Below are 25,849 nucleotides of genomic sequence, written 5' to 3'. Positions count from 1 at the left end.
AGTTCGGACCGCGATGTCGGCCACTGCCCTCACCCCATAGATCGACGCAGCAATCAGACTCGCCTAGCGCCGCTTGAACCGTCCCAGGTTTGGTGCCGCATCTTTTCGAGTTGAGAGGATGGCGTCATGCCGCGCAGCAACTGCGATCCGCCTACCACGCGAAGGATCTCGCCGAGGGCCGCCGAATCGCGGAGCGAGTCGCCGAGACATTCCACACCTGCCCGATCCCGGAGATCGCCCGCCTCGGTCGCACCCTGCGCCGGTGGCGGTCAGCGTTCCTCGCGTATTTCGCGACCGGGCGCGCGAACAACGGCGGCACCGAGGCGATCAACGGAATCATCGAGCTGCACCGGCGCCTCGCCCGCGGCTATCGCAACCGGCACAACTACCGCCTCCGCATGCTCCTCGCCGCCGGCGGCCTCACTCCATGACCCCCACCGAATGTCCGAAGAGCCACTTTGCACCGGGCTGAGATGCAACTAGTATCTATCTTGTTCATCAGCACGGGGACGGGGTCATGGAGCATCAGGAGACGGAGGCATCCGCCGCGGATGCCGCGTACGCGAAGGTCAAGGAGCGGATCCTCGACGGCGATCTCGCCGGCGGGACGATGGTCAGCGAGGGAACGATCGCCGACGAACTCGGGATGAGCCGCACCCCCGTCCGCGAGGCGTTCCTGCGCTTGCAGGTCGAGGGGTGGATGCGGCTGTACCCCAAGCGCGGTGCGCTGATCCGCGATGTGACGCCGGGAGAGCTCGACGACGTCGTCGAGGCGCGCATCCTCATCGAGACCGATGCCGTGCGGCGGCTCGTCCGTGACTCCGAACGGGTGCAGGACGTCGTCGACGAGCTCTCCGACATCCTCGACGAGCAACGCCGCGCGTACGAGGCATCCGACCTCGCGCGGCTCGCCGAGGCAGACACGGCCTTCCACGCCCGGATCGTCGCGGCCGGCGGGAACGCCCTGCTCGCAGAGTTCTTCGCGACGCTGCGCGATCGGCAGAGGCGGATGCTCGCGTGGTCGCTCTGGCGACGCGACGACCGAGCCGAGCAGGTGCTCGACGATCACGGATTGCTCGTCCGCCTCATCGGCGATGGCGAGACCGCGGCGTTCGAGGTGGCACTCGGCCGTCACATCAAGAAGACCCACCGGGAGCTGCTGTCATGAGTGAGATGTCCTCCGAGGGAGCCGCCGCCGGAGAGCGGATCGCGATCGTCTCCTGGATGCGCGTGAGCGCTGCCCTGTTCGCTGTCGCGTGGGGTGGAAACGAGTTCACACCGCTGCTCGTGATGTACCGCCAGATCGACCAGATGAGCGCCTTCAGCGTGAATGTACTGCTCGGGGCATATGTCCTGGGCATCGTGCCCGCGCTCCTTCTCGGCGGCCCGCTGTCCGACCGGTACGGCCGCCGACCGCTGTTCGTCCCCGCCCCGATCATCGCGATTGCGGGCAGCACGCTCCTCGCCGTCGGGGCTTCCTCGATGCCGCTCCTGTTCGCCGGGCGGGTGCTGTCGGGTATCGCGCTGGGGCTCGTGATGGCAGTCGGCACGAGCTGGGTGAAAGAGCTCTCCGAGCCTCCGTTCACGACCCGCGCCGTCGACGGCCGTGGCGCCTCACGCGCTGCACTCGCACTGACGTCCGGGTTCGCGCTGGGCGCCGGATTCGCTGCGGCGCTCGGGCAGTTCGGCCCGATCCCCGCCGCGTCGCCCTACCTCCTGCACATCGCTCTCACCCTCGTCGCGCTCGTGCTGCTGTGGGCGGCGCCGGAGAGCCGGCCGCGCCCAGACACCTCTGGGCCGCTCCTCGCCGACCTGCGCATCCCCACCGCGATGCACCGCCGGTTCCTCCTCGTCGTCGTCCCGATGGCGCCGTGGGTCTTCGGCACCGCCGCAAGCGCGTACGCGATCCTGCCGGGCCTCATGATGTCGCAGGCGCCGGGACTGCAGATCGGTGTGTCGGGTCTGCTGTGCGTCGTCGCGCTCGGCTGCGGTGTCGCGGTGCAGCGGTTCGCCGCGAAGGTCGACACCCCGCTGTCGGCCCGCGGCATCGGGATCGCGCTGACGGTCACCGTTCCCGCCATGATCCTGGCCGCCGTCGCGGTGAGCCTCAACTCGCTAGCCTGGGCGTTCGTGGCCGCCGCGGCACTCGGCGCGGCCTACGGCATGCTGCTCGTCGGGGGACTGCGCGAGATTCAGCGGATCGCCGGTCCGCGCGATCTTGCCGGACTCACCGCGGTGTACTACTCACTGACGTATCTCGGGTTCTTCATCCCGGCGATCCTCGCCGCGCTCGGCGCGTGGATCCCGTACACGACGATGTTCCTCGCCGGCGCGGTCCTGGCGGCGGTCAGCGTCGGGATCGTCGCGCTCAGCTGGCGCCGGCACCTGCCGGCGGCCTGATGAGGAACCGGCCGGGCGCGGCGTCCTCGCGAAGACTTCGCAAAAAAGGGGGCGCGGGAAGGACATGTCCTCCCCGCGCCCCCTTCGGATGCATCAGTTGTAGAGCATTCCGCCGTCCACGAGCAGCACCTGGCCGGTCACGTAGTCGGCTTTCTCGCTTGCGAGGAACGACACGACGTTCGCGACGTCTTCGGGCGTCTCGATGCGGCCGAGGGCGATGCTCTCGACGTTCTCCTTGAGGTTCTGGCCCCGCGGCTTGCCGTTGATCTCCGACAGCTTCTCGTCGATGAGGTCCCACATGCCCGTGCCGACGATGCCGGGAGCGTACGCGTTGACGGTGATGCCCTTCGGGGCGAGCTCCTGCGCCGCGACCTGCGTGAGGCCGCGCACGGCGAACTTCGACGCCGAGTACGCGCCGAGGATCGGGAAGCCCTTGATCGACGCGATCGAGGCGGCGGAGATGATCTTGCCCTTCACACCGAGCTCGATGAACTTGTCGGCAGCGGCCTGGATGCCGAAGACCACGCTGTTCACGTTGATGGAGAAGATCTTGTCGAGCTCTTCCGCCGTCACGTCGAGGATCGGCTTGACCTGCGCGATGCCCGCGTTGTTCACGATGACGTCGAACCCACCGAGCTGCGTGGCGGCTGCGTCCACAGCGGCGACGACGTCTTCCTTCTTCGACACGTCGGCAGCCACGAAGATCGCACGGCGGCCCAGCGCCTCGATCTCCGCGACGACGCCGCGCGCCTTCTCCTCCTGGAACGTGAGGTCTGCGACGGCGACGTCGAAGCCGTCCTTCGCGAGCTGGAGCGCGATTCCGCGACCGATTCCCTGACCTGCGCCCGAGACGAGAGCGACCTTGGCAGTGGACATTCCGACTACTCCTTCATGGTTCGATGAAGCGCTGTCGCGCTCCGAGATAAGGTCGCCCGAAGGCACGTTGCTCGGCGCCGCACGACCCTCGACATCCTCGCAAAACTCATCGAGTCGGACGGAGATGGCAAGTATGCTCGCGAAGACCGCGTCCACGAGCTGCTTTTCCCCATGCGCAAGGACTCGAACGATGTCTGGGTCGATGCGTCGAACCTGTGGAATCTGGACGAGCGGCTCGTCTTCCACACTACCTCGCGTCCGACAAGACTCTCAAGAGCATGCCCGTCACGGACGACGCCTCGACGAACCGACCGGACATACTGGCGACACGCGTGCTCGAGGCGGACTCGCCCGTGCTCGCGACCGCGGGGCAGAAGTTGCCGCTGCAGTCGATCGTCGTCGAGCTCAAGCGCCCCATGCGCAACGACGCGACGACGGAGGACAAGAACCCCATCGCGCAGTGCCTTGACTACGTCGCGCGGGTTCGCGAGGGCAAAGTAACGACGGCAACCGGGCGGCTGATTCCGTCGAGCGCGCAGGAGCCGCCGGCCTTCTGCTACGTCATCGCCGACCTGACGCCAACGATGGAGCGCATGTGCAAGCTGTCGAACTTGATCAAGACGCATGACGGGCTCGGGTACTTCGGCTACGTCGAGCCGTACAAGGCGTATGTCGAGGTCATCAGTTTCGACGGCCTCGTCAACGCGGCCACGGAGCAGAACAGGGCGTTCTTCGACAGGCTCGGCCTACCGTCGAGCTAGGCCGTGTTGATCGAGAGGCGGGGCCGGGCGCGGCCAGTGATTCCATCCGTCGGGAAGGTCGCGGAGGACGGGCTTGGCGTCTTTGAGGCGGTGGGCAGGAAGATCTTGGGAGCGGGATTTCCCGGAGCTCGCGCCGTCGGGATAGGTGAAGGCGTAATCGACCCAGGGGCGAAGTCCGCTTTCGATCGTCTCTCGGTAGTTGCCGCTGACGGTCGCGAATACTTGCTGCTCGAGTTCATCGGCTTCGGCCTCCCAGTTCGAGTCGCAAGCGTCGCAACCGCAGACTGGGTAGTGGAAGTCGTGCAATAGTCCCGCGTGCATGTAGATCCCCGGATAAGCGGTGAAGACCAACGTCAAGGACGCGCACTTCGGATCATTAGGACGTATCCGCACCGCGCGCACCACATCATGAAACGCGGGACGCAGCAGATCCGCTGTCACCTCAACGCCCTCATCGACCTCGACGTCATACGTCTCTCGGAGGTGGGCGATAAGGGCGTCAGCGACAACGTGCAGCGGTGCGAACCGCTCGGGATGCGTGTCGACCGAGTAGGTGTCTTCCGGAGGTGACTCGTGCCACCGGCTCCCGTAGTTGATCACCGCGCCGTCAGCGTCGCGGAACACCGGCGCTTCGATCAGAGGGCGAACGTAGGAACTCATCCCGTCATCCTGCCGCATCGGCGCGGCGCCGGCCGGCCTATGGCCAGGCCGGACGGGACAGGTCCGTCTTGATCCAGATCAGCGTCGCAGCGAGGCTGATCGCGGCACGATAGTTGCGAGCGAGCTTGTCCGAACGCATCGCGATGCCGCGCCACTGCTTGAGCTTGTTGAAGCAGCGTTCGACGACGTTGCGGCCCTTGTAGCGTTCCTGCTGCTGATCGCCGAAGTCGATCGGTCGGCCTGGCCTCTTGCGGCGGTGCGCGATCTGATCGTCCCGCTCGGGGATCGTGGCCGCGATCCCTCTCGCGCGCAGCCATGCACGGTTTGCCTTCGACGGGTAGCCTTTGTCGGCGAGCACCCGGTCGGGGCGGGTGCGCGGCCGGCCCTCCCCATCGCGGGGCACGCGGATGTCCTCAAGCACGGCGGGCATCATCGTGGTGTCGTTGACATTCCCACCGGTGATGACCATGCCTAGCGGCCTTCCGCGGCCGTCGCAGACCAGGTGCAGCTTGGTCGTCAGTCCGCCCCGGGAACGTCCAATCCCGTGATCAGACGGCTCGAACCACGGATTCTTGTGATTCGGCAGAGCCCCCTGTGTCACGCTTCAGTGTCGCGCCGTGCTGATGCACACGTGCAATCGTGGAGTCGATCGAGACGACCCAGTCGATCTTCCCGGCGGCGTCGGCCTGCTTCTGCACCTCGGCCAGCAGCTTCTCCCAGGTGCCGTCCTCGGCCCACCGGTTGAACCGCTTGTAGATCGAGTTCCACTTACCGAACCGCTCCGGCACGTCCCGCCACGGCGCCCCGGTGCGGTACTTCCACGTCATACCCTCGACCGCGGGGCGATGATCCGTCCACGGCCTCGACCTCCCGGTCACCGTCGGCATCAACGGCTCCAGCACGGCCCACACCTCGTCCGAGATCTCCTGCCGCGTCACCGTTCAAGACTCGCCCAGCGGAGAGTGAACCCTCTTGATCAACACGGCCTAGCGGCGACAAGTCGCCTTCACGGCAAAAAAACGTGAAGGGGAGGAGAGAAGATCATGGGCGCAACAACCACAGGCCGGGTCACGGTGTTCAGCCGTGAGGGATGCGTGCAGTGCAACGCCACATATCGGGCCCTCGACGGTCACGGCGTCGACTACCGGATCGTTGACGTCGACGAGCTGCGCGAGGGCGCGGCCGAGGAGCTGCGAGCCCTCGGGTTCACCCGCCTCCCCGTGGTGAAAGTCCCCGGCACTTCGGCATGGTCCGGGTTCCGTCCCGACCTCATCGCAGAGATCGACAAACGGGCGATATTGCCATCCGATGCAACGCGCGAAGCGCGATCGCCCGCGCGGTAGAGCCTGAGCTCAAGAAGGATGTCGAGGGGGCCGGGGGTCTCTGCGCCACTCTTGATCACCCAGAGTACTTCATTTGCATCAATGTTGTATTGGATGCATCATGAGGATGTGCTTGAAGTTGATCCATCGTCTGCGCAGCGGCTCGTCTCCGCGCGGAATGTCATTCATCTTGACCCTGAGGGAGCCGTGCTCGACGGGATGTTGAATGGGTGGCGAGCCCAGCAGATTGCTCGCTTCTTGAAGGCTCCGACGATTGCGGCGAGAGAGCGGCTCGTGCGCCGGTTCGTGGACTTCACGGGTATGTACCCGTGGCAATGGACGCCGGCGGAGGCGGAGGCGTGGATCAGTGAGCTGCGCTCGGGCGTGAAGCCGTTGCGGCTATCGACGCTGCGTGGATACGAGATCGACATCAAGATGTTCTGCGAGTACATCACTGATCCTCGATATCCCTGGCTGTCCGAGTGTGAAGCGCGTTTTGGCGCTGCACCCAGACAGGTGTTCCATGAGGACAACTCGATTGTGCATGTCAGCGAGTACGAGGGCGATGCCGCGCGGCGACCGTTGACATTCGACGAAGTCCAGGCGCTGTTCGATGCGGCCGACGGGCTCGCCGCACGGATCCTGTCGCGACGGCGAAAGGGTGCGGTTCAGGCCGTGCGGGACGCCGCGCTTCTCAAGTGCGTCTATGCGTTCGGGTTGCGAAGACGTGAGGCGGTCATGCTTGATCTCGTGGATCTCCGCCGCAACGCGAAGCTGCCGCACCTAGACCGATTCGGTGCACTGTCGGTGCGCCATGGCAAAGCGAGCCGCGGGGGCCCGTCGAAGCGGCGCACGGTGCTCACCGTTCCGGAGATGGGCTGGATCGCGGAGACGCTGGCGCACTACCTCGATGAGGTTCGGCCGGCGTTGTCGTCATCGTCGAGTTCGTCGCCTGCTCTGTGGGTGACCGAACGGGGCACGAGGCTGAGCAGGCGTGCGGCGAACGAAGCGTTCTGTACAGCTCGTGATGCCGCGGGGATCGACTCTTCGTTGGATCTGCATTCGTTGCGGCACTCGTACGTGACGCACCTGGTGGAGTTCGACTACCCGGAGCGGTTCATTCAGGAGCAGGTGGGGCACTCGTTTTCCTCGACGACCGCGATCTACGTCGGCGTCTCTAACGAGTACCGGAACCGGCTGCTCACCCAAGCTATTCACACCCGCTACGGCGCCGACTTCGAGGAGGCAGCACGGTGAAAGAGATGGACTACGTCTGGCATCTGCGAGCGAAGATGGCGGAGCGTGGAATGTTCGCCACGACGGACCTGCAGCCGCTGCTCGCTGAGCGTGGAGTCGCGCTCTCCCGGGAGCAGACCTACCGGCTGGTGACGGGTCAGCCGCAGCGCCTGAGCATGGTTACGCTGATCGCGCTGTGCGACATCCTTGAGTGCACACCCAACGACCTCATCGAACCCCGCATCGTCGAGGCGTCCGCCAGGAAGGCTTCCGGGGAAGTCATCCCGCGGAAGAGCCGAGTATCCGCCCGCCGAACGACGATCAATCGGCCCGGGCATTCGAAATGACCGTGGTGCCGGAGCATCCTTGCTCCGAGTGCGGAAGCCGCGCCCCGCGGGTGAAACGACTCCCCGACGGTGGAGGGCTCTGCCGACCGTGCTACAACGTCAGCCGACGTATGGAGTGCTCGCGCTGTGGTCGCATCCGTGCGCCCAGCGCTCGAGCCGAGGACGGCGCACCACTCTGCGGGCACTGCGCGCGCCCTAAGCGGGCGTGTGCGGGATGCGGCCGTGTCGATCACGTCACCGCCATCGTGGACGGTCAGGATCTCTGCCAGCGCTGCTACTCCGCACCGGTCAGAGCGTGCGGACAATGCGGACGGGAGCGACGCGTCGCAACCCGCCACCAGAATGGCGTAGCAGATCTGTGCCACAGCTGCTACCGCACCCCCATCGCCGAGTGCGCCATCTGCGGTGAGAAGCGCGCGGTTCATACGACCTGGCCCCTCGGGTCTATATGCGGCGTGTGCTATCGACGCGAGCTCCGCCACCCCGACGGCTGCGGGTCTTGTGGGCAGGTGAAAGCGCTCATCGGTCGCGATGACCGAGGGGAGCGCGTTTGCGGGCCGTGTGCAGGGTCGACGCGCGACTACGTCTGTGCCACGTGTGGCGCCCCGGGTGAGCAGCACTTCGAGAACACCTGCATCCGCTGCTCCGTCGTTCGAGCCGCCGGCGACCTCCTCGCGTCCGCGACGGGGGTGATCCCCGGGCGTTTGGCCGGGCTCCCGGACGCGCTCGTTTATCGAGGTCGCGTGGACTCGACCATGAGATGGCTGCTCAAGCCCACCCCGAGAGCTCTGCTCCGAGCGATCGGGTCGGAAGAGTCGATCACGCATGCGCGCGTTGACGCGTGTCCGCCTGGGCAGGCGCGACATCATCTCCGTGCGCTCCTGGTCGACGTCGGCGTTCTCCCGGTACGAGATGAGCAGACTGAGCGGCTCGAAACATGGGTCGACGAGTACCTGATCCAGCTTCCTTCACACCATGCCGCCGAGATCACTCCCTATGCACAATGGAAGGTGCTGCGGACTGTGCGGCGGCGGGCAGGACGCCGCCGTACCACGGTCGGTGTCGCAGATTCCGCGCGTGAACGGATCCGCGCGGCCGCGCGACTCCTGCAGCACGTCGAGCAAGAAGGGGCGGGCTTCTCCGCGCTGACACAGGAGGTCCTAGACCGGTGGGTCGGCGGCAACGCAGCCCGCACCGGCGACATCGCACCGTTCATCTCGTGGCTCAGGTCCACCGGCCAGTATCCGGGACTCCGCGTCGAGCGCGGACAGCAGGCCAGGCCGAGCGAGGTCAGCGGGGAGGACGAGCATCACGCTCTGGTCCGCACGTTTATCGCCGGGTCGGACGACACGGTGAGCCTCGCGACCAGGGTTGCCGCGCTGCTCGTGCTCCTTTACGGAGCTCGAACCGACCGCATCCACCGGCTCACCACTGTCGACACCAGTACAGCCGGAGGACGAACGTATCTCGCGCTATCGACAGAACCCATCGAGATCCCGAACTCGGTCGCTCAACTCTTCGCGCAGCTCGTGAAAGAAGCTGAGCAGAATCCGGGGGCGACTCGGCGAGCCGGTGAGGGATCGTATCTATTCCCATCTCCCCGACGACACCACGAGCCGATCCATCCCACGACCCTCGGACGGTGGATAGCGCGGGCCGGGGTCAGCCCGCGGATCGCCCGGAACTACGCCATGCTCGCCCTCGCTAGCGACCTCCCCGCCGCTATCGTGGCCGTTCAGATGGGAATCACGCCGCAGACAGCGAGCCGATGGTCGCAGTTCTCGCAACGCGACAATTCCGAGTTCGTCGCCGCGAGAGCAGATTTCCTCCCCCGCTGAGGGCACATCGGAGTGGGTTCAGGCAGCCGCGGCCCGAGAACTCCAAGCCGAGTCAATTCCTTCCAGGACGCTAACAATCAGGGACGCAGTGCGGCGCTGGGTCAAGTGTCCAGGGGGTGTCTCGTCTCGACGTCCCGCATGCGTCCGGCTAGAAGCGCGACGATGGCGAGCAGCGTCGGCGCGACGCCGGCCACGATGAAGATGGCTGGTATCGGCACGATCAGCGATAGGGGCCCGGCGATGGCGATCGAGACGGGCATGAACGCGATGGAGACGAAGAAGTCGAGACTGGCGACACGGCCGATCATTTCGGGTGGCACGAGGCGTTGAAGCAGTGTGCCCCAGATCACCACGCCGGCTCCTGTGGCAGCTCCGACCGCGAACAGTGTGGCGAGCATCACTATTAGGTTGTTGGCGAGGCCGATGAGCACGAGCGGGAGGGTTCCGCCGCCCCAGAGGCCGATCATCAGTGTCAGGTATCGCCGGGGCAGTTTGAGTGACGACACGATGAGCGATCCGATGGCGCCTCCGATTCCGTAGGCGGCGAGTAGTAGTCCGAACGTTGCTTCGGCGTCGTCGAATCGGTCGCGGGTGAGGAAGGGGAGAAGTACCTCGATTGGGCCCTGGATGATGAGCGCGAGGGATGATCCGAAGATCAGGGTCCATAGCAGCCAGCGGGTGCGGGCGACGTAGCGGACCCCGGCTTTGAGGTCGCCCCACACGCTCGTGCGTTGCTGCGACTGTTCCGGTTCGGTGGTTTCCTCCCGGCGGCTGAGGAACAGTGTGATGACGAACGCGACTGCGTAGGACGCGGCGACGATGACCGCTCCGATGGCGGGGAAGAACGCCCCGACGATGATCCCTCCGAGGGCGGGTCCGAGGCCCTGCCCCATCGAGGGCCGGAGAGCCCCTTCGAGCCCGTTTGCGGCGAGCAGTTGTTCGGGCGGTAGTACTTGGGGGAGGTAGGCGCTGTAGGCCGGGTAGAAGAACGCACTACCCGCGCCCATGGCGAACGAGGCGAGCCCGACATGCCACAACTCGATCGCGCCCGTGAGGGACAGCACCGCGACGGCGGCCATGACCGCCGCGGTGAGTCCCTGCACGGTGATGATGATCCGCCGCTTCGAGAAGCGATCGGCTACCACCCCGCCGAGGACCGAGAAAGCGAAGAGGCCGAGGCTGAGCCCGGTAGCGACGGCTGACAGGGCAAGGGGGCTGTCGTCGAGTGCGAGCACCTGAAACACCATGACGATGGTCCACATGCCGGTGCCGAAGACTTCGATACCGACGGCCGCGAACAGCAGCCGGTAGTCGCGGGTAGCGAGAGGGCGCAGCGCCCGCAGCCGGTCGGGAGTCTCGCGGGTCATACGAGCGCCTCGCTTTCGGTCGTAGCTTCCAGTTGCAGTGCCGGCCAGCCTTCGACGTCGCGGAGAAGCTGCCGGTCGTGGGTGGATACGACAACAGCCGCTTGGGTGGCGTTGAGCGCGTCGGTCAGTTCGTCGACGAGCGCGATCGATAGGTGGTTGGTCGGTTCGTCGAGCAAGAGCACGTGCGGCTTGGTGGCGAGCACCAGGGCCAGCTCGAGGCGCCGTTGCTGGCCCATCGACAGCTCACCTATCCGCTTGCTCGATTCGCGGGCGCGCAGGAGCCCGAGCTGCGAGAGACCGACTGCCTCACGCGATGGAACGAGCGCGTCGACGTGGGCTGCGTAGAACTCGCTCGCGCGACGATCCAGCGGCAGCTCCGACTCTTGGCGCAGAAAAGCGAGCCGCACGTTCTGCGGGCGACGAACGGTGCCGGTGTCCGGGCGGAGGTCTCCCGCTGCGACGCTCAGCAGTGTGGACTTGCCGGCCCCGTTGGGTCCGGTCACTACGAGACGCCCGCGGTGTGACAGAGAGAACGCCGCCGGGCGCGTAAGCCTGCCGGTCACGGTCACGTCCTCCACGCTCAACAGCACCGCTCCGGTTCGGGTCGCAAGCTCCGGGAAGCGAAACACTTGCGGCGGCTCGGGAACAGTCACCGCGTGCGCTTCGAGTTGCTCCTGCCGGCGATGCACGCTCTGCACGAGCCCGCCCGCGCGCGTGGCCCGTCCGTGCTTGTTGGTTCCCTTCTCTGGTCGCCACCCCGAGACGAGTCGGTTCTGCGCCGAGCTGAGACTGTCCTGCAGCCGCGCGAGCTCGGTCTGCTGTCGCTCGAATTCGTGCTCCCACCGTTCGCGCTCGGCGCGCCGGCCCTCGCGGTAGCCGGCATAACCGTTGCCGTACACGCGCACCCGGTCATCCGGGGTCGGGTCGAGGTCCACGATCGTCTCCGCGACGTCGGAGAGCAGCGCGCGATCATGGGTGACGACGACCACGCCGCCGTTTCGCGACCGCAGTTGCGTGGTCAGAAACTCGAGGCCGCTTCGATCGAGGTGATTTGTGGGTTCGTCGAGGAGCAGGAAATCGTCGTCGGCGCCGAGCAGGCACGCCAGACGGACTCGATAGCGCTGCCCGACGGAGAGGTCGTCCAGGCGCCGGGATGGCTCCGTTTCGGCGTCGAGTGCTTCCAACGCGATCTGCACCCGCCGTTCGGCATCCCACGCATCGAGGACTTCGGCGTGTTCCAATGCGGCGGCGTATCGTTCTTCGGCGCCGGGGACGCCTGCGGCGAGTGACACCGCGGCCGAATCGAGGGCCGCAACGGCGGCGAGCGGCTGCGCGATCGCTTCCGCGACCGCCTGGCCCACTGTGCGGTTGCCGCCGGTCGGCATCTCTTGTTCGGCTATGCCGACCGTCCCGAGTCGCTGCACTACTCCGCTGTCCGGGGTGAGAGCGCCGCTGAGGACGTGCAGGAGCGTCGACTTCCCCCGGCCGTTCTCGCCCACGATCGCTACTCGCGAGGTGGCCGTGACCGTGAGGTCGACGTGGCTGAGGACGGGGGTGGCTCCGCGCGTTACGGAGACGTCGGAGGCGATGAGCTGCGCGCGATGGCGCGCTGGTAGAGGGGTGTTGAGGGAGAGCATTCGTATCCTTCGGAAACGACGCACCGCACGGCTATGAAGCGTGCGAGGGTGCGCAAGGTGACGGCGACCCGTGCAGGGTCGAGAACGAGCGGCCGCCGCAGGCTCGGATGACTCAACGAGCGCGGTAGGCCTTACTCAGCCGTCACAGGAAGTACAAATGCACATTCCGAGTGTATCGAACGACGTGATCAGAGCAACCACCGAAGAGACTCCGCCTGGAGTTTGTGGCTCTCGTCAGCGGGACGCGCCTGCCCGGACATCTCCGCAACAGAGGAGAGGTACAAGCCCACCACACTCGGCGGACGACGATCTGCTAGCTGTCGCTCAAAGGCATGAGCGGATCGACGCGTGCTTGCGAATAGCGCAACCCTCAATATTGACTCTCCGCCGGTCCCCGAGGCGGTGAACGCATGAGCGCCACCGTCGCCGCTCCCCTGGTCGCCGCAATCGAGCAGGCGTGGGCCGATATCCGCAAGCGTCACCCCCGAGGTTCCCGAGGTCGTCGTCACGATCGGCAGCGGGAGCGAGGCAAAGGGGATGAAGCTCGGACACTTCGCCGCAGCGCGATGGGTGCGCGGAGAGGACGAGCTGCACGAGCTGTTCGTCGGCGGTGAGGGCCTGGCCGGGGGCGCCGCGTCCGTCCTCGCGACGCTGCTGCACGAGGCCGCACACGCGGCCGCACAGTCCCGCGGCATCCAGGACACCAGCCGTCAGGGCCGCTACCACAACCAGCGATTCAAGAGCATTGCCGAAGGCCTCGGGCTCACCATCGAGCACGATCAGAGCATCGGGTGGAGCGTGACGACACTCCCCCGTCACACCGAAGCCGAGTACGCCGAGACGATCGCGACGCTGCACACCGCGATCACCGCTCACCGCCGCGCCGAAGCGATCGCCACCGGCGGAGGACGGAAGAGCAACAACAACGGCGCCGCCGTCGTCTGCGGATGCGGGCGGAAGATCCGCGCCTCTCTCAGCGTCATCGAGGCAGGCCCCATCATCTGCGGCATCTGCGGCACCGCGTTCGAATCCGAAGAAAATAGCTAGTCCCCCTTGCATTGCAGTGCTAGGGGGACTAGCATAGTCTTATGACCAAGCGACAGAAGCACCGGGACGTAGCGAAGTTCCTGCGCTCAAAGGGCTGGGAGCACGTGCGAACCAAAGGCAGTCACGAGACGTGGAAATCGTCAGACGGCGCCATGACGCTGGTGATCGCCGCTCACGGCGGCGAGGTGTCCGCGGGCATCGTGCGACAGATTCAGAACGCATTCGACGACACCCCGGCCAACTGGAACTGAAAGGAGCCGACAGATGACCCGACAGCTTGCAGCTCGCGCGTACCGAGACGAAGACGGATGGTGGACGATCGAGATCCCCGAACTCACCAGTCCCTCCCCCGCCGGCGGCACGATCATCGCGACCGGCACCGCGACGACCTTCCGAGGCATCGACAAGGCGGCTCACGAACTCGCAGCGGCGTGGCTCGATGACGACGCGGTAACCGTCGATGTCGACGTCGTGATCCCCGAAGACGTCGCCCAGCTCTGGAAAGACAGCACCGCCGCCGAAGAAGCCGCCCGCGAACAGCAGACCCGCGCAGCCATGCTCCGCCGTGACGCCGTTCGAGCCCTCCGCGCTCAGGGCTACCCCGCAGAGGCCGCGGCGGCAGCGCTCGGCATCAGCCGCCAACGCATCGACCAGCTCGGCAAGGCTGCGCCCGTGCGGACCAGCGAACTCGCGTCGTAAGCGTCTCAGACGAACCGTCTGAGACAAGGCGGTAGCTAGCTGTCTTTCTAGAAAGCTAGCTAGTCAGATAGGCAGAAAGAAAGCTAGCTGGAACGTTAGCTAGAAGGTAGGATGGAAGCATGCAAATCGTGATGGTCTACAGCGAGGCGGGCGGAGTCAGTAAGACGACCGCGGCGGTATCGGTGGCGATGACCTCGGCCGAAGCCGGGCATCGCACGGTGCTTATCGACCTCGACCCACGTGCGGCATCGACGAAGTGGACGCGCACTGAGCCGGTGGGGGAGGGGCTGCACGTTGGCGCGATCCTCGGGGCCAAGGAAGAGCCCACTGGTTGGGCGCAGGATCTCGCCGTGCCGAGCCGTTGGCATGAGCTGTTGCGCGTGATCCCCTCCGCTCGTGACCTCAGCAACCGCGAGAGCGAGCGCGACGACTACGCCGAGCTGCGGCTCAAGGCGTCGCTGGTCGACCTCGACGCCGACGTTGTGGTGATCGACTGCGCGAACCGTCAGGGCGGTCCTCTGACGCTGTCTGCTCTGCACGCCTCGGATCGGGTGCTGTACGCCGCTACGGCGTCCGATTCGGGCATCGATGGGGTGACCGGTGCGAAGCGCACCGTGGAGGCGTTCAGGCGCAGCATGGCGCGCCTGGGAGCGGCAACCGGGATCGAAGAAGCCGGAGTCACGATGACCCGCGACGGCACGGGCTTCTTGTCCTACGCCGAACAGGACGCGATCGACCAGGTGCGCGAGCTCGCGCCGATCATCGAGCCGATCGTCCCGCACCTGGCGATCGTTCCCGAGGTCCGCATGGCGGGGGAGTGGTACGGCGCGTACCGCAAGGGAACGCCGGTGCGAGAGGCATACAGCGAAGTGATGCGAAAGGTGATCCGATGACCGCGAACCAGCCCGACCGGCCCGCCCGTTCCCGCCCACGTCCCGCTCCCGACGCCGGGGTTGACCCGATCGATTACAAACCCAGCCCCGCACCGACGCCGGCGCCGGCAACCGTGTCCAAAAGCCCTGTCGAGGGCAAGGGCGCCGAGGCGCCCGCGGCAGCCCCGTCGCCTGCTCCGACGACGAACACGCGGTTCGCGGCATCGCCCGCGCCGGCCCCCGTGGCTGGGGGTTCGGAAGTGACCGTGCAGCTCGCGACGCGCATCAGCCCCGACGTCGCGGCCGTGCTCGATGCCGCAGTCGCGCGCGAGAAGGCAAGGCGCGGAAGCAAGGCGTCAAAGCGCGTCCTCATCGAAGAAGCGATCCTCGCGCTCTGGAGCCAATAGCCGCAGCGCCCAGCTGACCATCATCCATATGGATGAGATCCATCGGAAAAATTGGGCGGCCTGATCAGCCCGGTGGCGCGGCCACACAGCGACAGGTCTCGCGTTGAGAGCCGCCTTGAATGGCGTGGGGCGGCTTGCGACGTAACGCGTGCGGCATGGGGCACAAGGAGTATGTGTCTCGACGGCTGCATGTCATCTCGTATGACCGTGCACCGATCCCAACCTCACCCCAGCGTGAAAGAAGATGCGGAGCGATCGATGAAGAAGTCCCGACTCATGGCAACTGGAGCAACCGCAGCGGTTTTGGCTCTCGTAGCGACCGCCCCGAGCTATGCCGCCGAACCGGGGGGCGAGGCTACAGGGAGCCCGCCCACCGCTGTCTCTGCTCCCGCCACTGCCCGGGTCGACGTGCCCCTCACTTCTCATCAGCGTCTTCAGGATGTTGTGAGCATGGAGGAGGCTCTCGGCTACCCCGTTTCGGCGTTCCGGTTCGAGAACGATGTGGTGGTCGGTGAGTACTCCCCGAGCTCTGGCGTGGACGTGGAGACGTATCTCGCGGAGTTCAACGATCTCTATGGGACGCAGCCAGAGATATCTCACGTTGTTGTAGAGATGCCGACGGAGCAAGCGAAAAGCCTCTACATGTCTAAGGGGCTCACCGTGAGTCCGCCTCTCAGCTCTACAGCTCGTTCCTCGAGTTACGTTGCCCCGGCTGCCGATCCGGCACGCATCGAGCAGCTGTTCGAATCTCGTCGGGAGCGAGCAGGAATCGATATGGCAGGCGTGGACCAGCAGGCGAGGGGCGCCGCCCGGGCGGCCACGCGTTGGGAGCCCACCTCGGTCGACGTCCAGATCACAAGACCCACCAGCAGCACTGTTCTGTTCGATCAGTACTTGAACTGGTACCCGGGTCAAGCTTCCACAGATGTCATGAACGGCGAGGACGGATGGGAAGCCGAGGTGAACGTGTACACAGATGCGTCGGCTTACCAGGTCAACCAACGTCCTAACTGCTCGGTCGCTGCGGCCAACTACAAAGATCGACCGTTCGCGAAGAACTACGGGTGGAACTGGTCGGTGATGTACGACTCGGGCTTCGGCTTGAACCCGCTGCCCTCGCGTCTCGGCGCATACGCCGACTACAACGATCTCTTCGACGAGTGCAACCGCAACTCGATTGGCATCGGCATCCGGAGCCCGCAAACTCTCGGCGCGTGGCCGAACGGGATGCAAGAGATGCTCATCCTCGTCACCGCGCCCCGTGGACTCGACAACATCGGACGGATCTCGGGGAACATCCAGCCCGTCAACTCCACAGGCTGCCTTCTTCAGCCCTGGCTGTCCAACACCGACTGCATGGGGCTCACGCAGACCGGATACCAGTCGCGCGGCACGCTCGCCTCGTGGCGAAACTGGACGGCACCGACTGTGTGCTGGAACTCTGGGGGCTACGGAGAGATTCCCCCCAGCAAGTACCCGTGCTGACTCCAGTACTTTCTTAGCGGAGGTCCGACTATGAGAAACAAAGGGCACGGGCGGCTCAGAGCCGCCCTCACGGCCGTTTTCTTTGTGGCGGGATCGTTTCTCGTAGTCGGACTTGCTGCGCAGTACCTGGAAACGAGGGTCAGCGCAGAGGCGCAATGTCAACTTGCGCCCCCTGCCAACGTTGCCTTGACAGAGCAGGCGCTGACGTACGCCGAGGCCTCCGCGTGGCCCATCGGGCGGCAGTGCACCTGGCTGCTCGCAGACGGCACTACAGCCACGATTCACTCGAGCTGGACAGTCACATTCCTGACAGTTGGTGCCACCGCCGTCTGCATCTTGCTTGCTGTGTGGGCGGGCTACATTGCACACCGGACACGCGACCGCCTGCTGTGGGGTCTGGCTTCCGTGAGCGTTATCGCCCCCGCCCTGACGTGGATCATCCTTGGCTGGGCTGCTTCCACCTTTCAGTACGGAACAGCCAGTTAGCTGACAGTGCGGACGCTACTCGGGGTTGACACGTACGTGTCAACCCCGAGTGCCATGTCGGCGGGCGTGACTACCTGAGAACCCAGCTCACGAACGCGAGAAGTTCGGTCGTGACTCGTTCCCGATTCGCCTTGTACTGCGGACGCCTGCCGGCACGAGAATGCGCGGGCATGTTCGGGTCTGTCACGTAGCCGCGCTCTTCAAGCTCTGTGAGGGCTTCGACAGTCGTCGTCACCGCAAGGCCGGTGGCCTGTGTGATCTCGGCGCGGGATGCGGACTCGACGCTGAGGAGGTACCGCAGGCAGATCAGGCGCGATTCGTTCTGAATGACCCGATGCGCGTTCAGCGGTTCCCCCGTCAGGTCGGGTATCGGGGTGCGAATCGGCATGGCTTCATTGTGCCAGTAGTGGCATGACCCAGATTGTTAAAGCACTCTCATCCAACATCTCGGGTAACGCGTTACCGTTGATTCGAGGGCGAGTTATCGCCTCCCGCGGGGAGCATGTCATCGCCCGTCGTTAGCATGGTGCACGCAGGGGGTGCGAAGTGACTGAAAAGGTCGAAAATACAAGCTTCCGAGGCGCGTCACGCGCCGAGGGCTACGTCGAGTCGGTCGAGCTGCCGTCATCGCCGCGAGCGGGTGAATCTGTCCCCCAAATGGGGGACAAGACGCATAAAGCGCAAGCTTCACCGACGGACGATCTGCTCGACCGGTTTCGCAACGATGTTGCACCGGCCGAGCCTCCGGCGGTGATCGACGACGTGCCCCTGCCGGATGAAGCGCAGGGCGCGCCGGAGGCTGCCGGCGGCGTCCCGTCGGTAGATCTCCGAATTAACCGTCGCGAACGTGCCGCAGAGGCGCCGTCGCTTGGCTGGCGGGCCGTCGCACGAAACCTGGGTTTCAAGGTGAAGCAGGGCCCCGCGGAACTGGCCGCGGCCGAGCTGGGTAGCGCTCGATCGCTCATCCGACTGTCGCGCTGGCAGCGCAGCGTCGGGATTCTCGTTGCCAATCCCAAAGGCGGCGTCGGGAAGACACCCCTCTCGCTCGCGATCGGTGGCTGCTTTGCTACCACCCGTGGGGGAGGGACAGTTGTTGTCGAGGTCGCAGACGACCCCGGCGCCCTGTCGGTGCGTTCCGAAGGTCGCGCGAACGTCGGCGTTGCCGAGCTGCTGCGCGACCTCGACCAGATCCGCGGCGCCGGCCACCTCGCCGGCTATGTCTCGCAGCAAACCAGCTACGCATCCGTGATCGGCACCGTGGGCGACCGGGAGCCCCTGAGCGGCGAGGACGTCAAGCGGATCACGAGCAAGATCGACGAGTTCTTCCCCGTCCGCGTCATGGACACCGGTAACCAGCCCAGCTCGAGCGCGTTCCACGGGGCACTCGATGTCACCGACGTTCTCGTGATCCCCGTGCTGGATGCTCTCGACGCCCTGCAAGGCGCTATGCAGCTCCTCCGGCACCTCCACCAGGGCGGCGGCCACGCCGCGCATCTGGCACGAAACGCGATCGTCGTCCGTACCCACGACGGCCGGCCCGAGGATGCCGAGGTCAGCGCTTACGCAGACGAGCTGATCGAGAAGGCCGGCATCCGAGCGGTCTACCACCTGCCGATGGATCACCACATCGCTGAGCGCACGACGCTCGTCTACGGCCAGCTCGCGCCTGCCACGAAGGACGCAATCACCCGACTGACAGCCGGCGTGGTCGAGCAACTCAACACCGAACTACGAAAGGCGCAGTGACATGCAGAATCCGCTTGATGGGATCATCCCCGACTTCACGATCTTTGGAGCGCAGTTCACTGAGCTGTGGCAGAAGATCCTCGCCGGTGTCTGGGCGATCGCAATCGTCATCAGCATCGTTTTCCTCATCCAAGCGATCGTGAAGGTTGGCCAGAACGGCGAGAGCAACCCCGCCGCCGTCGCAGAGGGCAAAAAGCAGGTGCTGTGGGCCAGCATCTCCCTCGGCGTCTTGGTCGCCCTCGCCGTCGTTGTTGGCGCCATCATCGCGATCTTCGCCTGACCATGAGCACGCCGACGACAGCACCGCGCCGCCGCTGGGTATGGGTCGCGGTCATCGCGGCCGCCGCGATTCTCGTCGCCGGCGGCATCGGGCTCGGCGTATTCCTCGGCAGCCGCGGGGACAACACCGCGGCGCCCGAGCCGCCCGCTCAGCCCACAACCCCACAAACCCCGTCGACGTCCGCCACGACCTCCCCCCCCTGCCGTGGCGGGCGTCGACGGCTGCCTCGGAGGCGACTCCCGTGGACCGCAGGCCGTGCTCGACGCGCAGGCCGCGGCACCGCAAACCCCCGAAGGCGCCGTCTCGTTCGCGATCGCGTTCACGCGGTGGATCGGGCAGAAGCCGGTCGTACCCGCCGAAGAGGTTGCGCTCATCGACGGTGTGGCGTCTGTCGCGCCGAACCTCGCGCAGTCGGCTGCATCTGCCGAGAAGGTCGATGCGTCGCAGTTCTACCTCACCAGCCTGAACGGCTACTACCGGGTGGACAGCTTCACGGATCAGCGAGTGGATCTCACGCTGATGCTGCCGCTGGTGCTTCAGGGGGCGATCGATCCGACGCTCAACTTCATGCCTTCCTATGGCGTCGTTTGGACCGATAACGGGTGGGCGATCGAAGACGGTGAGTTCAAGGACGATGCGAACACACTTCGCACCACAGGAACGGTCATCCCGGAGGGCTGCTGATGCACCGCATCGACCTTTGGGGTGACTTCACCGACGGTGTGTCCGGTGCTGTCGACGCCGTGGGCGGGGTCGTCAACTTCTGGTCCGATCCGTTCGGGAACATGTACAAGTCGGGCCGCGACGCGACGATCAGCCTCAGCCGGGACGTCATTCCGGCGATCACCGAGTCGACTCTCCCGGATCTCACGTTGCAGTCGTTCCTAAGCACCTACGCCGTGTCGTTCGCGCTCGCGTTGATGCTCGCCGTTCTGTTGCTGTTCCCGCAGTTCGTGCGCGTCGCGAAGGGCGACCAGAGCGGGCAGGAGCTTTTCGAGGCGATCGGGCTGTACTTCCCCGGTTTCATCATGGGCGCGATGTTCGGCCCTCTCATTGGGCTGTCGATCATCGAGCTGCTGCGACTGCTGACCCGCAGCATCATCGATTGGGCCTATGGCGGATCGATCGAGCAGATGGTTGAGACGTTCTCGACCATCGCCCCGGATGACCCCGCGAAGATGACCGGCGCGGCCGTCGTGGGCATGATCGTCATCTGGGCGATGACGCTGGGCATGCTCATCATCCCGTTCATCTTCATCTTCCAACTCGTCGTCCAGTACTTCACCGGCGCGCTCATCCCCATCGCTATTGCATGGATGGTCGACCCGCGTCGCCGTGCTGCCGCGTCGCGAGCCGTTGGCCTGTGGGTCGGGATGCTCCTTGTGCAGCCTCTGCTCTTCCTCGCACTCGGATTCGCGTTCCGGTTGCCGATCGACTCGGTGGCCGCATGGGGTAACGACGGGTTCAAGAACCTCGCCCGCGTCATCATCGCCGTCATGGCGATCGTGCTGGCCGTCTTCCTGCCGTTCGTGCTGATCACGTGGGCTCGGAAGAGCATTGCCGCGGCGCCGACGTCGGATTCGACGCCGACGACACCGATCGGGCCGACGTCGCCCGGCCGGTCGCACCGCGCTCCCAGCCGTGAGGCGCCCGCAGCGCCCACGCGTCAGACCGTTCGCACATCTGCGCGGCCGAGCGACGCTGCGGGCTCCATTGCCCCCAAGCTCGGCGCCCAGAACGCGGGGAAGGTACGCGCGAAGCAGCCCACCGGCGCCGGCACGCCCGCCCTGGCAAGTGCGGGCACCAAGGCGTCGACGGCATTTAACGCGGGGACCGCCGTGGCCGCGAAGGGTGCGCAGACCGTCGCGAGGAAGGCAAGCGAGACAGCACACGAATCCGTCACACCCCCGCCCGTTCAAGGTAAGGAGCGCCCGCAGTGAGCGAGTCACAGTACGAGTCCGAGCGCGGCATCTACATCCTCGGCGGCGAGGGCCGCCACCGCGGATTCTGGGGCACTCAGAGCAAGTCCCGGGGATGGGGCACGGTGGCGATTATCGGTGTCGGCATGGTCTTCACGCCGGCCCTCGGGTGGGTCGCGATCGTCTCCGCTTTGGTGGGCGTGACGGTCCTCGTCATCCTCACGAGCGGCACCCATAACGGGAGCATCATCGAACGTCGGCGCCGCTCGCGGCGGCACCAGCTCGCCCAGCGCACGCACGCGGATGAGTTCATCCCGTACGACGCCGATCGTGCGGCGCTGCTGACCACCGCGCTTGAGCAGACGAACAAGACCAAGGACAAGGCTGACCGGGCCGGCCGCATCGAATGGGCGCGTGAGCTGAACGCGATGCGAGCCAACCCGGACGGCTGCGACGGTATGGGCTGGTTGCAGTCCGGCCGTGGCGTCCCCGGGATCGCCTGGCACGGCCCGACCGGGGAAGAGCCCTACCTGAGTGTCGCGTTCTCGGTGAGTGGCCAGCTGCGCGGCATGGAGTCGTCCGAGAACGTCGTACGCGGCGCCGAAGCGTTCGGAGCCTTCCAGGCCAGTAAGGCCGCTCCGGGCTCGCTGATGCGCATGATGCAGTCGGTCACCCGGGTTCTGCCGGCAGACACCGCGCTGCAGGAGTTCTGGGTGCTCAACAACATCGACGAGGACGCGCCCGATTGGGCGAAGAAGTCCTACGAAGAGGTGCTGATCGAGTCGTCTCGTGGAGCCATGGTGCAGCGCCACTACGTCGTGGGCCGCTGGCCCGTGAACGCTCGGTTCGTCGAGCAGGCACGCGAGTACGGCACCGGTCGTGACGGGTGGCGCAAGCTCATGGCAGCCGAGATCGAGTCGTTCCGCCGCGGGCTGCTCGACTCCCGCCACTCATGGGCGGAACCGCTCACCGCCCGCGGAACGGCGGCGGTGATCCGCCACATGCAGAACCCCTCACGGCCCCTCGACCTGGTGCGCGACATGGAACCCACGAGCACCGGAGAACGAGCCCGGGGCGGGGAGTACTCCGCTCACGTCGTAGAGGGCATCGACCCGGAATCGGGCGAGCACGTTGAGTGGTGGCACCGCACCGCGGTGATCCGCGCGGAATCGCTCACCGTCGCGCAGCGGCGCCCGCTGTGGCTGCTCGAGCTGCTGGTCGGCCGCGAGCTGGACATGATCCGCACCGTCAGCTTCCACGTCGAGCTGATCCCCGCCGGGGAAGCCCGCCATGCCGCACGTCGTGACCTCGTGTCGGACATGGCCGCGGAGATCTCCGAAACATCGAACGGGAAGATCCCGCTGGACGAGGGCAAGGTGAAGATCCTCGCCGCCCAGCGTCGACGCAGCGACCTCGCGGAAGGCAGCGGACACCACGGCGCGAACTGGGTCGGTTTCATCACCATCACCACCGACAGCCGCGACCGTCTCGCCTCAGCGAGCCGGGAACTCGCGGAGGTCTGCGCCAACGAAGTCGGCATCCAGCGGTTGGAGTGGCTGGACTCGTACCAGGCCGCAGCAAGCGGCACGACCTGGCCCATCGCGCGCGGGCTGCGCCCGCACGTACCCACCTTCGGTGCACGCGCTATGCGCGTCATCGCGGGCGGGGGAGACAAGGAGGCGATCGCGTGAGCGAGAGCACGACGCCCCGCCGGTCGCGGCGGAGCAAGAAGCAGTCCGACGTTGCCGTTGCGGAGATCCCCGCTGACGTCGAGGAGACGCACGGCGAGGTCTCGCCCTATGAGCTGCCCGGGCGTAACCGGCGTGCGAACACTCGAAAGGCGGGACGTGGGTACTACGCGCCGGTATTCGAGGGAGCCCCCTCGACGACCCGGCAGACCTCCGTGCTGAACACTGCGCTCATCGGCCCGGTGACGGGAACCGCCGGCGTCGCGAACGGTCGCGACATGCTCTCGCACACCCTCATCGCCCATGATCCGATCACCGCGTACAACTCGAACCCCCGCCTGATCTCCTCCCCGAACACCGTGGTCGCCGGCGGTGTCGGAGGAGGCAAATCGTCGTTCGTGAAGACGGTTTACGTGATCCGGCCGCTGCTGATCCGGCGCCGGCGCGCGGTGATCTTTGACAAGAAGAACCGCGGCGGCGAAGGCGAGTACGCGGAGCTGGTGCGTGAGTGGGGGACTGGTGAACCGATCCGGTTCACCACGGACGGTTCCGGGTCGCGGCTGAACCTGCTCGACCCGCTCATCGTCAACCAGATCGGCTCAGCCGGCACCTACCGGCTGCTGCACGCGATCCTCCGTATCGCTCGTGACGGTGAGCGCATCGACGAGTGGGAGGAGAAGGCGGCACGCTCGGCCCTCACCCGGGCTCTCGTGCAGTTCGAGGACGCGCGGCGCGTACCCACCATGAGCGATCTGCTGCCGCTGCTGGGCGACGTCGATGCCGAGGAGCTGAACGGCAGCGAGCAAGCACGCGACCGGCTGCATCAGGCCGGCCTTGGGGTCCGGTTCACCCTCGAAGGGCTGTTGGAGGAGTACGGCGGCCTGCTCGACGGCGACACCAGCAAAGAGGTGGCGCTGACCGGCAAGCTGACGAGCTTCGATATCTCTCAGCTCCCCGGTGAGGGTCCGTCCTCGCACGTGGTCCGCGCGATCGGCAACCAGTGGATGCTGGGCCGGCTTCGTGCCGATCCGGGCTGGCAGACGACCTGCATCAACGAGGAAGGGTGGGACATGGTTCAAGGCCCCACCGCGCACCTGCTGAAGTCGAACCAGAAGCTCTCTCGTGGCCTCGGCCTGAGCAACGTGTTCGTGTTCCACAAGGGCGCCGATATCCCCGTCGATTCCCCCGGCCGCACTGTCATCAGCGAAGCCCAGAGCATCTACATCTTCCGGCAGGACCGCCAGGAAGATGCCAACTGGGCGGTGCAGACGTTCGGGTTCGACCCGTCGACCGCTGAGACGTTGCAGAACCTTGCCCCCGGACACTTCGTCTTCAAGTACGGCAGCGTTCCCGAGACGCATGTGCAGCACGTGCGCTCATCGATCGAGATCGGGTTGACCGACACCGACGAGGGCATGCGAGGCGACGGCCAGGCTGAAACCGCCGAGGAGACGCGAGGGGACGGCCAGGCTGACGCATGAAGATCAAGCTGGTTGCGATCGTCGCGGTGGTTGGGTTCGTCCTGACCTTCGGGGTGGCGTTCATCCTCGCATCGGTGCAGCGCGCCGATGCCGCCGACATGTGTATGGCCGACACCGGCTCACTGCCGGCCGAGGTCAACGGCTATAAGCGTGACCAGCTCACCAACGCCGCGGCGATCGTCCGCGCCGGCATGGATCTCGGCATCGACCAGCACGGCCAGATCCTCGCGGTGATGACCGCGATGGGGGAGTCGTCACTGCGGAACGTCACCTATGGAGACTGGGAGACGTCGGGGGTGACGAACCCGGACGGGTCGCGTACGACGTCGATCGGACTGTTCCAGCAGCAGGATTCGTGGGGCACCGTCCAGGAGCGAATGGACCCCTCCCGCTCGGCCGCACTGTTCTACGGCCGGCTGACGAGCGTGGACGGGTGGCAGACGATGCCCGCGACCCTCGCGATCCACGCCGTGCAGGTCAACGACAACCCCCAGCACTACGCCCCGTTCGAGGCTGACGCGAAAGCGATCGTTACGGCGTTGACCACGGCGTGCAGCGCAGGCACGGGGGAGTGGGTCGTTCCCGCCCGGGGGAAGATGACCGACCGATTCGGCTCGTGCGAGATCAACCGCCCGGGCGATAGCTGCCACAAGGGGACCGACTTGGCCACCGGGTCATGCGGGAGCCCGATCTGGGCCGCTGGCAGCGGCACCGTGACCTTCGCCGGCGTGCAGCCCTACCGCGGAAACGTCGTGTGGATCGACCACGGCAACGGCATCGAGTCCGGCTACTTCCATATGGAAGACGGCAGCCTGCGGGTGGCCAAGGGCGATCAGATCGCCGCGGGAACACAGATCGGCACGATGGGCGAGACAGGGTTCTCGTTCGGGTGCCACCTCCACTTTGAGATCCACCACAGCGGCAAGCCGATCAATCCCGAGCCGTTCATGCAAAACGCCGGCGCACCGCTGCCGGGGTGACCGCCAAGAAAGGAAACCGCATGTTTCTACCCCTGATCCGCCGCAACAGCGGGAACACGGACCTCATCAACGTCACCCACATTCGCCGCGTGTGGGTAGAGGCAGCTGATGACCTTGACGGCAGCGATGCCGTCGTGAAGAGCACGCTCATTCTGTTCGTTCAGCTCGGAGAGGACGGCACCACTCACCGGTACGTGCCGGTCGACGTCACCGGGAAGGCGTGGCCGGACGCGAACGACAAGGAGCGGGCTCTACTGGGCTTCACGACACGCGCTCATCAGTCGCTGTCCGAGTGACCTCGACCTCGACCTCGAA

The 25,849-nt window shown here is 66.0% G+C and carries 27 protein-coding genes and 1 pseudogene; 22 read left to right on the top strand and 6 right to left on the bottom strand.

Going from position 1 to position 25,849, the window contains the following annotated elements; all coding sequences use genetic code 11:
• Positions 1–131 precede the first annotated feature (131 nt).
• From ACI2K6_RS16390 to ACI2K6_RS16380, 3 genes and pseudogenes are all read left to right on the top strand, one after another.
• Positions 132–431, top strand: a pseudogene (locus ACI2K6_RS16390) (transposase); the annotation flags it as partial.
• Positions 432–517: 86 nt separating this feature from the next.
• Positions 518–1,168, top strand: coding sequence for a GntR family transcriptional regulator (locus ACI2K6_RS16385; protein ID WP_114306374.1), 651 nt, complete (start codon positions 518–520; stop codon positions 1,166–1,168).
• Entirely contained in the window at positions 1,165–2,400 is a 1,236-nt protein-coding gene (locus ACI2K6_RS16380) for an MFS transporter (RefSeq protein WP_404568987.1), read from the top strand. The genes ACI2K6_RS16385 and ACI2K6_RS16380 overlap by 4 nt, the downstream gene beginning before the upstream one ends.
• Positions 2,401–2,493: 93 nt before the next feature.
• Here the strand turns inward: ACI2K6_RS16380 and ACI2K6_RS16375 are convergent, their stop codons facing one another.
• Complete coding sequence (locus ACI2K6_RS16375) at positions 2,494–3,276, bottom strand: acetoin reductase (RefSeq protein WP_155049184.1); 783 nt, start codon at positions 3,274–3,276, stop codon at positions 2,494–2,496.
• 278 nt (positions 3,277–3,554) lie between these two features.
• Between ACI2K6_RS16375 and ACI2K6_RS16370 the strand changes: the two genes are divergently transcribed.
• Positions 3,555–4,037: a hypothetical protein gene (locus tag ACI2K6_RS16370; protein ID WP_404568986.1), complete on the top strand. Its 483-nt coding sequence runs from the start codon at positions 3,555–3,557 to the stop codon at positions 4,035–4,037.
• Here ACI2K6_RS16370 and ACI2K6_RS16365 read toward each other — a convergent pair.
• Positions 4,023–4,697, bottom strand: coding sequence for a DUF6226 family protein (locus ACI2K6_RS16365; RefSeq protein ID WP_404568985.1), 675 nt, complete (start codon positions 4,695–4,697; stop codon positions 4,023–4,025). The two genes, ACI2K6_RS16370 and ACI2K6_RS16365, sit on opposite strands and share 15 nt — an antisense overlap.
• A 37-nt stretch (positions 4,698–4,734) precedes the next feature.
• Positions 4,735–5,584 (bottom strand): IS5 family transposase gene (locus ACI2K6_RS16360; RefSeq protein WP_404568988.1). Its coding sequence is split into 2 segments (ribosomal slippage): positions 4,735–5,277 and positions 5,279–5,584, totalling 849 coding nucleotides; the frame shifts between segments, so codons are not numbered across the junction.
• Positions 5,585–5,740: 156 nt separating this feature from the next.
• Between ACI2K6_RS16360 and ACI2K6_RS16355 the strand changes: the two genes are divergently transcribed.
• The 4 genes from ACI2K6_RS16355 (at position 5,741) to ACI2K6_RS16340 (ending at position 9,440) form a co-directional block, all read left to right on the top strand.
• Complete coding sequence (locus ACI2K6_RS16355; RefSeq protein WP_404568984.1) at positions 5,741–6,040, top strand: glutaredoxin domain-containing protein; 300 nt, start codon at positions 5,741–5,743, stop codon at positions 6,038–6,040.
• A 93-nt stretch (positions 6,041–6,133) separates the two neighbouring features.
• Positions 6,134–7,276: a tyrosine-type recombinase/integrase gene (locus tag ACI2K6_RS16350; RefSeq protein WP_071330019.1), complete on the top strand. Its 1,143-nt coding sequence runs from the start codon at positions 6,134–6,136 to the stop codon at positions 7,274–7,276.
• A gap of 5 nt (positions 7,277–7,281) precedes the next feature.
• Positions 7,282–7,602 (top strand): helix-turn-helix transcriptional regulator, encoded by a 321-nt coding sequence (locus ACI2K6_RS16345; RefSeq protein ID WP_071330018.1) that lies wholly within the window; start codon positions 7,282–7,284, stop codon positions 7,600–7,602.
• A 743-nt stretch (positions 7,603–8,345) separates the two neighbouring features.
• A complete protein-coding gene (locus tag ACI2K6_RS16340; protein WP_071329987.1) occupies positions 8,346–9,440 on the top strand; it encodes a hypothetical protein in 1,095 nt (364 codons plus the stop codon).
• A 101-nt stretch (positions 9,441–9,541) separates the two neighbouring features.
• Here the strand turns inward: ACI2K6_RS16340 and ACI2K6_RS16335 are convergent, their stop codons facing one another.
• Both ACI2K6_RS16335 and ACI2K6_RS16330 read right to left on the bottom strand, forming a co-directional pair.
• Entirely contained in the window at positions 9,542–10,807 is a 1,266-nt protein-coding gene (locus tag ACI2K6_RS16335) for an MFS transporter (RefSeq protein ID WP_071329986.1), read from the bottom strand.
• On the bottom strand, positions 10,804–12,444 hold the full coding sequence (locus ACI2K6_RS16330) for an ABC-F family ATP-binding cassette domain-containing protein (RefSeq protein ID WP_184219691.1): 1,641 nt from the start codon (positions 12,442–12,444) through the stop codon (positions 10,804–10,806). Before ACI2K6_RS16330 ends, ACI2K6_RS16335 begins: the two co-directional genes overlap by 4 nt.
• Positions 12,445–12,981: 537 nt before the next feature.
• On the opposite strand from ACI2K6_RS16330, the gene ACI2K6_RS16325 reads away from it, so the two are divergent.
• The 6 genes from ACI2K6_RS16325 (at position 12,982) to ACI2K6_RS16300 (ending at position 16,954) form a co-directional block, all read left to right on the top strand.
• A complete protein-coding gene (locus ACI2K6_RS16325; protein ID WP_404568983.1) occupies positions 12,982–13,491 on the top strand; it encodes a hypothetical protein in 510 nt (169 codons plus the stop codon).
• 41 nt (positions 13,492–13,532) lie between these two features.
• On the top strand, positions 13,533–13,742 hold the full coding sequence (locus ACI2K6_RS16320; RefSeq protein ID WP_269268789.1) for a type II toxin-antitoxin system HicA family toxin: 210 nt from the start codon (positions 13,533–13,535) through the stop codon (positions 13,740–13,742).
• Between the two features lie 13 nt (positions 13,743–13,755).
• Positions 13,756–14,190: a hypothetical protein gene (locus ACI2K6_RS16315; protein ID WP_269268790.1), complete on the top strand. Its 435-nt coding sequence runs from the start codon at positions 13,756–13,758 to the stop codon at positions 14,188–14,190.
• A gap of 119 nt (positions 14,191–14,309) precedes the next feature.
• Entirely contained in the window at positions 14,310–15,083 is a 774-nt protein-coding gene (locus ACI2K6_RS16310; protein ID WP_269268791.1) for a ParA family protein, read from the top strand.
• Positions 15,080–15,469 (top strand): hypothetical protein, encoded by a 390-nt coding sequence (locus ACI2K6_RS16305; RefSeq protein WP_269268792.1) that lies wholly within the window; start codon positions 15,080–15,082, stop codon positions 15,467–15,469. The genes ACI2K6_RS16310 and ACI2K6_RS16305 overlap by 4 nt, the downstream gene beginning before the upstream one ends.
• Positions 15,470–15,727: 258 nt before the next feature.
• Positions 15,728–16,954: a hypothetical protein gene (locus ACI2K6_RS16300; RefSeq protein WP_282502688.1), complete on the top strand. Its 1,227-nt coding sequence runs from the start codon at positions 15,728–15,730 to the stop codon at positions 16,952–16,954.
• A 556-nt stretch (positions 16,955–17,510) separates the two neighbouring features.
• On the opposite strand, the gene ACI2K6_RS16295 is transcribed toward ACI2K6_RS16300, so the two are convergent.
• Positions 17,511–17,828, bottom strand: coding sequence for a hypothetical protein (locus tag ACI2K6_RS16295; RefSeq protein WP_269268733.1), 318 nt, complete (start codon positions 17,826–17,828; stop codon positions 17,511–17,513).
• Positions 17,829–18,190: 362 nt separating this feature from the next.
• Between ACI2K6_RS16295 and ACI2K6_RS16290 the strand changes: the two genes are divergently transcribed.
• From ACI2K6_RS16290 to ACI2K6_RS16255, 8 genes are all read left to right on the top strand, one after another.
• The gene (locus ACI2K6_RS16290; RefSeq protein ID WP_404568982.1) at positions 18,191–19,186 is read left to right on the top strand and encodes a MinD/ParA family protein; all 996 of its coding nucleotides are present in this window, start codon (positions 18,191–18,193) and stop codon (positions 19,184–19,186) included.
• Position 19,187: 1 nt separating this feature from the next.
• Positions 19,188–19,466, top strand: a complete 279-nt coding sequence (locus ACI2K6_RS16285; RefSeq protein ID WP_269268735.1) for a hypothetical protein — start codon at positions 19,188–19,190, stop codon at positions 19,464–19,466.
• Positions 19,467–19,670: 204 nt separating this feature from the next.
• A complete protein-coding gene (locus ACI2K6_RS16280; protein WP_323986759.1) occupies positions 19,671–20,150 on the top strand; it encodes a hypothetical protein in 480 nt (159 codons plus the stop codon).
• The gene (locus ACI2K6_RS16275) at positions 20,150–21,406 is read left to right on the top strand and encodes a hypothetical protein (protein WP_269268737.1); all 1,257 of its coding nucleotides are present in this window, start codon (positions 20,150–20,152) and stop codon (positions 21,404–21,406) included. The genes ACI2K6_RS16280 and ACI2K6_RS16275 overlap by 1 nt, the downstream gene beginning before the upstream one ends.
• The gene (locus tag ACI2K6_RS16270) at positions 21,403–23,076 is read left to right on the top strand and encodes an SCO6880 family protein (protein WP_404568981.1); all 1,674 of its coding nucleotides are present in this window, start codon (positions 21,403–21,405) and stop codon (positions 23,074–23,076) included. The genes ACI2K6_RS16275 and ACI2K6_RS16270 overlap by 4 nt, the downstream gene beginning before the upstream one ends.
• Positions 23,073–24,554 (top strand): ATP/GTP-binding protein, encoded by a 1,482-nt coding sequence (locus ACI2K6_RS16265; RefSeq protein ID WP_269268739.1) that lies wholly within the window; start codon positions 23,073–23,075, stop codon positions 24,552–24,554. Before ACI2K6_RS16270 ends, ACI2K6_RS16265 begins: the two co-directional genes overlap by 4 nt.
• A complete protein-coding gene (locus ACI2K6_RS16260; RefSeq protein ID WP_269268740.1) occupies positions 24,551–25,534 on the top strand; it encodes a M23 family metallopeptidase in 984 nt (327 codons plus the stop codon). Before ACI2K6_RS16265 ends, ACI2K6_RS16260 begins: the two co-directional genes overlap by 4 nt.
• A complete protein-coding gene (locus tag ACI2K6_RS16255; RefSeq protein ID WP_269268741.1) occupies positions 25,531–25,830 on the top strand; it encodes a hypothetical protein in 300 nt (99 codons plus the stop codon). The genes ACI2K6_RS16260 and ACI2K6_RS16255 overlap by 4 nt, the downstream gene beginning before the upstream one ends.
• Positions 25,831–25,849 lie beyond the last annotated feature (19 nt).

Origin of the sequence: Microbacterium sp. NPDC006705 (assembly GCF_044903545.1) — a bacterium.
Taxonomy (GTDB): Bacteria; Actinomycetota; Actinomycetes; order Actinomycetales; family Microbacteriaceae; genus Microbacterium; species Microbacterium plantarum.
The sequence above is the reverse complement of the archived record's forward strand: the minus strand, read 5'-3'. Positions and strand labels throughout refer to the sequence as shown.

What these genes read in the sequence shown, in the direction of transcription:
- ACI2K6_RS16330 (WP_184219691.1), bottom strand. Translation starts at nt 12,444, where the DNA reads ATGCTCTCCCTCAACACCCCTCTACCAGCGCGCCATCGCGCGCAGCTC.
- ACI2K6_RS16365 (WP_404568985.1), bottom strand. Translation starts at nt 4,697, where the DNA reads ATGAGTTCCTACGTTCGCCCTCTGATCGAAGCGCCGGTGTTCCGCGAC.
- ACI2K6_RS16315 (WP_269268790.1), top strand. Translation starts at nt 13,756, where the DNA reads ATGACCCGACAGCTTGCAGCTCGCGCGTACCGAGACGAAGACGGATGG.
- ACI2K6_RS16370 (WP_404568986.1), top strand. Translation starts at nt 3,555, where the DNA reads ATGCCCGTCACGGACGACGCCTCGACGAACCGACCGGACATACTGGCG.
- ACI2K6_RS16375 (WP_155049184.1), bottom strand. Translation starts at nt 3,276, where the DNA reads ATGTCCACTGCCAAGGTCGCTCTCGTCTCGGGCGCAGGTCAGGGAATC.
- ACI2K6_RS16325 (WP_404568983.1), top strand. Translation starts at nt 12,982, where the DNA reads ATGAAGCTCGGACACTTCGCCGCAGCGCGATGGGTGCGCGGAGAGGAC.
- ACI2K6_RS16275 (WP_269268737.1), top strand. Translation starts at nt 20,150, where the DNA reads ATGCACCGCATCGACCTTTGGGGTGACTTCACCGACGGTGTGTCCGGT.
- ACI2K6_RS16385 (WP_114306374.1), top strand. Translation starts at nt 518, where the DNA reads ATGGAGCATCAGGAGACGGAGGCATCCGCCGCGGATGCCGCGTACGCG.
- ACI2K6_RS16295 (WP_269268733.1), bottom strand. Translation starts at nt 17,828, where the DNA reads ATGCCGATTCGCACCCCGATACCCGACCTGACGGGGGAACCGCTGAAC.
- ACI2K6_RS16285 (WP_269268735.1), top strand. Translation starts at nt 19,188, where the DNA reads ATGCAGAATCCGCTTGATGGGATCATCCCCGACTTCACGATCTTTGGA.
- ACI2K6_RS16310 (WP_269268791.1), top strand. Translation starts at nt 14,310, where the DNA reads ATGCAAATCGTGATGGTCTACAGCGAGGCGGGCGGAGTCAGTAAGACG.
- ACI2K6_RS16260 (WP_269268740.1), top strand. Translation starts at nt 24,551, where the DNA reads ATGAAGATCAAGCTGGTTGCGATCGTCGCGGTGGTTGGGTTCGTCCTG.
- ACI2K6_RS16305 (WP_269268792.1), top strand. Translation starts at nt 15,080, where the DNA reads ATGACCGCGAACCAGCCCGACCGGCCCGCCCGTTCCCGCCCACGTCCC.
- ACI2K6_RS16320 (WP_269268789.1), top strand. Translation starts at nt 13,533, where the DNA reads ATGACCAAGCGACAGAAGCACCGGGACGTAGCGAAGTTCCTGCGCTCA.
- ACI2K6_RS16380 (WP_404568987.1), top strand. Translation starts at nt 1,165, where the DNA reads ATGAGTGAGATGTCCTCCGAGGGAGCCGCCGCCGGAGAGCGGATCGCG.
- ACI2K6_RS16300 (WP_282502688.1), top strand. Translation starts at nt 15,728, where the DNA reads ATGAAGAAGTCCCGACTCATGGCAACTGGAGCAACCGCAGCGGTTTTG.
- ACI2K6_RS16350 (WP_071330019.1), top strand. Translation starts at nt 6,134, where the DNA reads ATGCATCATGAGGATGTGCTTGAAGTTGATCCATCGTCTGCGCAGCGG.
- ACI2K6_RS16345 (WP_071330018.1), top strand. Translation starts at nt 7,282, where the DNA reads ATGGACTACGTCTGGCATCTGCGAGCGAAGATGGCGGAGCGTGGAATG.
- ACI2K6_RS16335 (WP_071329986.1), bottom strand. Translation starts at nt 10,807, where the DNA reads ATGACCCGCGAGACTCCCGACCGGCTGCGGGCGCTGCGCCCTCTCGCT.
- ACI2K6_RS16355 (WP_404568984.1), top strand. Translation starts at nt 5,741, where the DNA reads ATGGGCGCAACAACCACAGGCCGGGTCACGGTGTTCAGCCGTGAGGGA.